The organism is Streptomyces sp. SID10853, assembly GCF_010548145.1.
GTDB lineage: Bacteria > Actinomycetota > Actinomycetes > Streptomycetales > Streptomycetaceae > Streptomyces.
In genome coordinates, this window is record NZ_JAAGLN010000298.1 from 1 (window position 1) to 7,176 (window position 7,176).

Sequence of the window (7,176 nt, forward strand, 5' to 3'; positions counted from 1 at the left end):
CGTACGCCCCGGCGGGCCCCGCGGATCCCGGCGCGGACCCGGCGGCGGACGCCGCGCCCCCCGCCGACGGAGGCTTCGCCCCGCAGTACGGCACGGAGATCCCCCAGCAGCCCGCCTACGGCGAGTGGGAGCAGCCCGCGTACACGACGGGCGACTACAGCCCGTACCCGGCCGGACAGTACGGCGGTGGCGAAGGGCAGTACGGCGGCGAAGGCCAGTACGGGGACGGCCAGTACGGCACCGAAGGCCAGTACGCCCCCGGTCAGTACGGCCAGGGCGCCCCGTACGGCGCCGAGGGCCAGTACCCGGAGGGGCAGTACGCCGAGGGCCAGTACTCCGAGGGCCAGCAGCAGTACGACCCGTACCAGCAGCACCCCGACGGCCAGTACGACCCGTACGGCTATGTGCAGCCACCGCGGCAGCCGCCCTACCCCGACGAGAACGAGCACCGCCCCGACGGGAGCAACCAGTGAACCGCACCGCCATCGCCCTCGCGGCGGCCGTCGCAGCCCTCGCGGCCATCACCGGGTTCGCCGTGGTCGCCGCACCGTCCGACGCCGCCCCCGCGCAGCAGGCCGCGGCCCGGCTGCCGGTCGAGCGCTCCAGCCTGGTCTGCCCGGTGCCCAGCACCTCCGACCTGGCCGAGACCTCGTACACCGCCTTCACCCCGGCGGGCAAGGGCGGTGGGACGGCCGGTGACGCGCAGTTGCTGCCGTCCGTCACCGGTGCGGACAGGAAGAAGGACGGCAAGAAGGACGGCAAGAAGGGCAAGGACGCCGAGGGCAAGGGCGGCGCGTCCGGCCAGGGGAAGCCGGTGGTGACCCTCAAGCAGCCGGGCAAGCCCGTCGTCGACAAGGAGTCCGGCGGCGACACCCCGGCCCTGATCGGCTCGGCCGACGGCCCGCTGGCCCCCGGCTGGACCGTCCAGCAGACCACGACGGTCGATGTCGGCGGCTCCCGCGGGGTGCTCGGCACCAACTGCACGGCGCCGAACACCGACTTCTGGTTCCCCGGCGCCAGCACGGCTGCATCCCGCCAGGACTATGTGCACCTCACCAACCCCGACGACAGCGCGGCCGTCGCCGACATCGAGCTGTACGGCAAGAACGGCGCCGTCAAGTCCGAGGTGGGGGAGGGGATCACGGTCCCCGCGAAGTCGACGGTCCCGGTCCTGCTCTCGACGCTGGCGCCCGACCCGGCCGAGAACCTCACCGTCCATGTCAGCACCCGCAGCGGCAGGGTCGGCGCCGTGGTGCAGTCCATGGACGACAAGCTCGGCAGCGACTGGCTGCCCGCCTCCACGGCCCCGGCCGACAAGCTGGTGCTCCCCGGGATCCCGGCGGACGCCACCTCGGTACGCCTGGTGGCACTCGCCCCGGGGTCGGACGACGTGGACCTCAAGATCCAGCTGGCCGGCGCCGACGGCACGATCACCCCGGCCGGCCACGAGACGCTGCACCTCAAGGCGGGCATGACCACATCGGCCGACCTGGGCGATGTGACAAGGGGTGCGGCGGGCTCGCTGGTGCTCTCTCCGTCGGGCGGCGGCAAGACGCCCGTGGTGGCCGCCCTGCGCGTGGTGCGCGGCAAGGGCAGCAAGCAGGAGACCGCCTTCATCCCGGCGACCGCACCGGTGGGCGACCGGGCTTCGGCGGCCGACAACAGGTCCAAGGGCTCGGTCCTTTCGCTGGCGGCGCCCGGCGCGACGGCGAAGGTGCGGGTCACGTCGTCGGCGGGCAGCGGCGGCGGCTCGCAGGCCGTCAAGGAGTACACCGTCAAGGGCGGTACGACGCTGGCCGTCAAGCCGACCCCGCCGCCCGGTCTCAAGGGCTCGTACGCGCTGACGGTCGAGCCGGAGGCGGGCGGCGGCCCGGTCTACGCCTCGCGCATGCTCGAACTCCCGCAGGACGGGGTCCCGATGTTCACGGTGCAGACGCTGCCCGACGACCGGGGGACGGTCTCGGTGCCGCACGCCCAGCAGGACCTGTCACTGCTGGACGACTGACGGGGGCCGGCCGGCGGGACCGGCCAGTGGTCAGGCCGGGGGCCGGCCGACGGGGGCGCCGACGGGGGCCGGCCGATGTGCGGCTCAGTCCTGTCCGTACCGCGGGTCGACCGACTCCGGTGCCAGGCCGAGCAGTTCGGCGACCTGCTCCACGACCACCTCGTGCACCAGCAGCGCCCGCTCGTCGCGGTTCTTGGTGCGGATCTCGACGGGGCGCCGGTAGACGACGATCCGCGCGGGGCTGTCCTTCTCCGCCGAGACCGCGTTGCCGAGCGGCACGGTTGTCTCGCCCGGCCACTCGTCGGCGCTGTCGGCACCATCGACGCGTGGGACGTCGAGCACCAGGAAGTCGACCTCGGAGAGTTGCGGCCAGCGCCGTTCCAGGCGCTCCACGGAGTCCGCCACAAGATCGCGGAAGGAGTCCCCGCGGCTGGCCGAGAGCGGGACCTGCGGAGGGGCCACGGGCCCGCGCATCCCCCGGCCGTGCCGGTCGCGGCGGCGCGGCCTGGGCTCGGCGGGCTGGGGCGGTAGTGAGCTGTCCATCACTGACGCAGGGTAGCTCTCCGTGGAGCGCGGCGATGCCGACGGCCGTGGTGCAGCCGTCATGTCGCGGAATGAGCATTCCGGACAAGTTCACGACCGGCAGCCCAGCCGCTTTCGATCGGTGATCTCACAGCACTTGACTGGATATCGATGGGCGGATGACTGGATTCGATTCGTCACTCGCTGTATGCGCCTGTACCCGTGCAGGTCAAGCGAGTTGCCGCCGGGGCGGGCGGGGCGGGCTTCGCACCACGACACGGTGGAGTGACGCCGGGGTGAGTCGTCGCGGCCCGCTCAAGAGTGCGGTACCGTCCCATACCGTGAGCCCTGTACGTCGCTGTTCTCGCACCGCGTGCGGCCGCCCCGCCGTCGCGACGCTGACGTACGTCTACGCCGACTCGACCGCGGTCCTCGGTCCGCTCGCGACTTACGCTGAGCCCCACTGCTACGACCTGTGCGCCGAGCACGGCGAGCGGCTGACCGCCCCGCGCGGCTGGGAGGTCGTCCGTCTCACCGACGGCTCGGCCCCGGCCAGGCCCAGCGGTGACGATCTCGAAGCGCTCGCCAACGCCGTACGGGAAGCCGCCAGGCCGCACGAGCGCGCTCCCGAGCCCGGGGGCGGCGCACGCCAGGCCGGTCAGACCGAGAGCGGGCGCCGGGGACACCTCCGCGTACTGCGCTCCCCGGAGCCCTGAGCGGGCCGCTCTGCCGCCCCTGTCCGGTCCACCGCTCCCGCTGCCGCCCCTGTCTGTCACACCGTTTTGCCACCCCTGCCCGCCGCCCCGCTCCGGCCGGCTGTTCCTGGCCCCGCTTCTGCCCGTCGGCTCCGCATCCTGTCCGGATCATTGACTTCCGGTTGCCATGAACATGAGCATTCCTCCACCCGGAGGATCGAGGCCCTGTGTTTGTGCAGCCGCTGGAACCCGTAGCCGATTCACTCGCCCTGTCCGCACTCACCGCCGCCCTGCCGCTGCTCACCGTCATGGTGCTGCTCGGCGCCGTCCGGATGAAAGCCCACTGGGCCGGCCTGGCCGGGCTGGCCGTCGCGGTCCTGGTCGCCCTGTTCGCGTACGGCATGCCGCTCGACCAGACGCTCTCCTCGGGCGTCCAGGGGGCGCTCTTCGGCCTCTTCCCCATCCTGTGGATCGTCGTCAACGCCCTCTGGGTGTACCGGATGACGGTCCGCACCCGGCACTTCGACATCCTGCGGCGCTCCTTCGGCCGGTTCTCCGACGACCCCCGCATCCAGGCCCTCGTCATCGGCTTCTGCTTCGGCGCGCTGCTGGAAGCGCTCGCCGGGTTCGGTGCCCCGGTGGCGATCTGCGCGGTGATGCTGGTGGCGCTCGGCTTCGATCCGGCGCGCGCCGCCGTCGTCGCCCTCGTGGCCAACACCGCACCGGTCGCCTTCGGCGCCATGGGCACCCCCGTGGTGACGCTCGCACAGGTCGGCGGAGTGCCGCTGCACACGGTCGCCTCGGTCGTCGGCCGGCAGACCCCGCTGCTCGCCCTCGTCGTACCGCTGCTGCTGGTGTTCATCGTGGACGGCAGGCGCGGACTCCGTGAGACCTGGGCGCCCGCGCTGGTCTGCGGAGTCGCCTTCGCCGCGGCCCAGTTCGCCGCGTCGAACTTCGTCTCCGTGCAGCTCGCCGACATCCTGGCCGCGCTGGTCGGGGCCGCCGCCCTGATGGCCGTGCCGGGCGCCCGCAGGCCGGTCGCGGAACCGGTGCGGGCCGCCGTACTCACCGGCGAACGCAGCGCCGACCTGGAGGGGGCCGATCCCCGGCGCGAAGTGGTGCGCTCCTACGCCCCGTACGGGCTGATCGTCGTGATCTTCTCGCTCGCCCAGATCCCGCCCGTGAAGCGGCTGTTCGACCGCGCGACCCAGCTCTTCGACTGGCCGTTCCTCCATGTCGCGGGCCCCGGCGGGAAGCCGGTCTCCGGCAATGTCTTCTCGCTCCCGCTCATCTCGACCGGCGGGACGCTGGTCCTCTTCGCGGGGGTGCTGACAGCTGCGGTCATCGGCGTACGGGCGGGGGCCGCGCTCCGGGAGTGGGCGGCGACCGTGTGCGAACTGCGGTACGCGATCCTCACGGTCACCTCCGTCCTGGCGCTCGCGTATGTCATGAACCTCTCCGGACAGGCCGCCACCATCGGCCACTTCGTCGCCGCCGCGGGCGCCGGACTCGCCTTCCTCTCACCCGTGCTCGGCTGGTTCGGGGTCGCCGTCTCCGGATCCGACACCTCGTCCAATGCCCTCTTCGGCGCACTCCAGGTGTCCGCCGCACACGAGTCGGGGCTCTCCCCGCAACTGCTGGCGGCCGCCAACAGCTCGGGCGGGGTGCTGGGCAAGATGATCTCCCCGCAGAACCTGACGATCGCGTGCGCGGCAGTGGGGCTCAAGGGGCAGGAGGGCGATCTGCTGCGCAAGGTGCTGCCGTGGAGTCTGGGGCTGCTGCTGGTGATGTGTCTGATCGTCACCGCGCAGAGCACGGCGCTGCTGGACTGGATGCTGCCGTAGGAGCGCGACTGCGGGAGGGCGCCTGCCTACGGCGCGCGCCCGGCGGCCCGCTCCGGCTCGCGGAGAGTCCCGATTCCTCCAGGTAGTTTGATGGGCCCGTGGCGGACGATGGACCCGTGACGGACCGAGCGGATATCAGGAGGACCGACGTGGCTGGTGCTGTCGATTTGTCACAGGTCGTGAAGGCGTACGACGTGCGAGGGGTCGTGCCCGACCAGTGGGACGAGTCGCTCGCCGAACTGTTCGGGGCCGCCTTCGTCCAGGTGACGGACGCGTCGGCGATCGTCGTCGGCCACGACATGCGCCCCTCGTCGCCCGGCCTGTCCGGCGCCTTCGCGCGCGGTGCGGCGGCGCGCGGCGCCGACGTCACCCTCATCGGCCTCTGCTCGACCGACCAGTTGTACTTCGCGTCCGGACAATTCGGTCTGCCCGGGGCGATGTTCACCGCTTCGCACAACCCGGCCAGGTACAACGGCATCAAGATGTGCCGGGCCGGAGCCTCCCCGGTCGGCCAGGACACCGGCCTCGCCGAGATCCGTACGCTCGTCGAGACCTGGTCCGCGACAGGCGCCCCCGAGACCACGGCGACGCCGGGAACCGTCACCGAGCGTGACACGTTGAAGGAGTACGCGGCCCACCTCCTCTCCCTGGTCGACCTCTCGGCGATCCGCCCGCTGAAGGTCGTGGTGGACGCGGGGAACGGCATGGGCGGCCACACCGTCCCCACCGTCCTCGCCCCGCTCCCGCTCGATGTGATCCCCCTCTACTTCGAGCTGGACGGGACGTTCCCCAACCACGAGGCCAACCCGCTGGACCCGGCCAACCTGGTCGACCTCCAGGCGAAGGTCCGCGAGACCGGCGCCGACCTCGGCCTGGCCTTCGACGGCGACGCGGACCGCTGCTTCGTCATCGACGAGCGGGGCGACGGCGTCTCACCGTCCGCCATCACCGCGCTGGTGGCCGCCCGCGAACTGGCGGCGCACCCCGGCGGCACGGTCATCCACAACCTGATCACGTCCTGGTCGGTCCCCGAAGTCGTACGGGAGAACGGCGGCACCCCCGTCCGCACCCGGGTCGGGCACTCCTTCATCAAGCAGGAGATGGCCACGACCGGGGCGATCTTCGGCGGCGAGCACTCGGCGCACTACTACTTCCGCGAGTTCTGGAACGCCGACACCGGCATGCTCGCCGCGCTCCACGTCCTGGCCGCACTCGGCAACCAGCCGGGCACCCTCTCCGAACTGGTCGCCCCCTACGACCGCTACACCGGCTCGGGCGAGATCAACTCCGAGGTCACCGACCAGGCGGCCAGCACCGCACTGGTCAGGGAGGCGTACGAACACCGCGACGGCATCACGACGGACGCCCTGGACGGCCTGACGGTGACCTCCGCCGACTGGTGGTTCAACCTCCGCCCGTCCAACACCGAGCCGCTGCTGAGGCTGAACGTGGAGGCACGGGACGAGACGACCATGGCCGAGGTCCGCGACGAGGTCCTCGGGCTGGTGCGCGGGACCGGGTGACGGCACCGGCGGATGCCCCGCACCCGCCCCGCCCCGGCGGTACGCTGACCTGGCCCAAACCGTATGTTCGAAGGGACCACCCCCATGCCGCTCGAAGCCGGTCTCCTGGAGATCCTCGCCTGCCCGGTCTGCCACTCCCCGCTCGACGACCAGTCGGCAGCCGAGGAGAACCCGGAGCTGATCTGCACCGGTAAGGAGTGCGGCCTCGCGTACCCCGTCCGCGACGGCATCCCGGTCCTGCTCGTCGACGAGGCCCGCCGCCCCGCGTAGGCAAGTCCCGCGTAGGCAAGTTCCGCGCGGGCGAGGCCCGCGGCCCCACGCACGCACCCCGTACACGCAAGGCGAATCGGAGGCAGACCCCGATGCTCGACGAGTCGTTGCTCGACGCCCCGGAAGCCCTGGCCCGAGCCGACCGCCGGGGACTCCTCCGCGGCGCGGCCGAGGCCGGAGCCCGTGTCCGTACCGCCGCCAGGCACGCGGCCGAGGCCGGACTGGCCGACCTGAAACCGGAGGGGCGGCCCCGCGCCGTGCTCGTGGCCGGTTCAGGCGCCGCAGCGACCGGGGTGGCCGACCTGCTCACCGCCCTG

General features: G+C 72.4%; 6 protein-coding genes and 2 pseudogenes. 7 read left to right on the top strand and 1 reads right to left on the bottom strand.

The annotated features are described in order from the left end of the window. Positions 1–473: pseudogene (locus tag G3I19_RS32670) on the top strand (hypothetical protein); the annotation flags it as partial. Beyond that, positions 470–2,005, top strand: a complete 1,536-nt coding sequence (locus G3I19_RS32675; RefSeq protein ID WP_164267336.1) for a DUF5719 family protein — start codon at positions 470–472, stop codon at positions 2,003–2,005. The pseudogene G3I19_RS32670 and the gene G3I19_RS32675, both read left to right, overlap by 4 nt. An 84-nt stretch (positions 2,006–2,089) precedes the next feature. Here the strand turns inward: G3I19_RS32675 and G3I19_RS32680 are convergent, their stop codons facing one another. After that, positions 2,090–2,548: a metallopeptidase family protein gene (locus tag G3I19_RS32680; RefSeq protein WP_164267337.1), complete on the bottom strand. Its 459-nt coding sequence runs from the start codon at positions 2,546–2,548 to the stop codon at positions 2,090–2,092. Positions 2,549–2,868: 320 nt separating this feature from the next. On the opposite strand from G3I19_RS32680, the gene G3I19_RS32685 reads away from it, so the two are divergent. The 5 genes and pseudogenes from G3I19_RS32685 to G3I19_RS32705 form a co-directional block, all read left to right on the top strand. After that, positions 2,869–3,243 (top strand): DUF3499 domain-containing protein, encoded by a 375-nt coding sequence (locus G3I19_RS32685; RefSeq protein WP_343235279.1) that lies wholly within the window; start codon positions 2,869–2,871, stop codon positions 3,241–3,243. A gap of 206 nt (positions 3,244–3,449) precedes the next feature. Next, positions 3,450–5,066 (top strand): lactate permease LctP family transporter, encoded by a 1,617-nt coding sequence (locus tag G3I19_RS32690; protein ID WP_164267339.1) that lies wholly within the window; start codon positions 3,450–3,452, stop codon positions 5,064–5,066. Between the two features lie 149 nt (positions 5,067–5,215). Beyond that, positions 5,216–6,589, top strand: coding sequence for a phosphomannomutase/phosphoglucomutase (locus G3I19_RS32695; RefSeq protein WP_164267340.1), 1,374 nt, complete (start codon positions 5,216–5,218; stop codon positions 6,587–6,589). An 84-nt stretch (positions 6,590–6,673) separates the two neighbouring features. Continuing rightward, positions 6,674–6,859 carry a Trm112 family protein gene (locus tag G3I19_RS32700; protein ID WP_164267341.1) on the top strand — a complete coding sequence of 62 codons (186 nt, stop codon included), beginning with the start codon at positions 6,674–6,676 and terminating at the stop codon, positions 6,857–6,859. Positions 6,860–6,951: 92 nt separating this feature from the next. After that, positions 6,952–7,176, top strand: a pseudogene (locus G3I19_RS32705) (mannose-6-phosphate isomerase); the annotation flags it as partial.

Bases quoted from the DNA above. Each gene is read 5' to 3' on its own strand.
- G3I19_RS32680 (WP_164267337.1), bottom strand. From the start codon at position 2,548: ATGGACAGCTCACTACCGCCCCAGCCCGCCGAGCCCAGGCCGCGCCGC.
- G3I19_RS32700 (WP_164267341.1), top strand. From the start codon at position 6,674: ATGCCGCTCGAAGCCGGTCTCCTGGAGATCCTCGCCTGCCCGGTCTGC.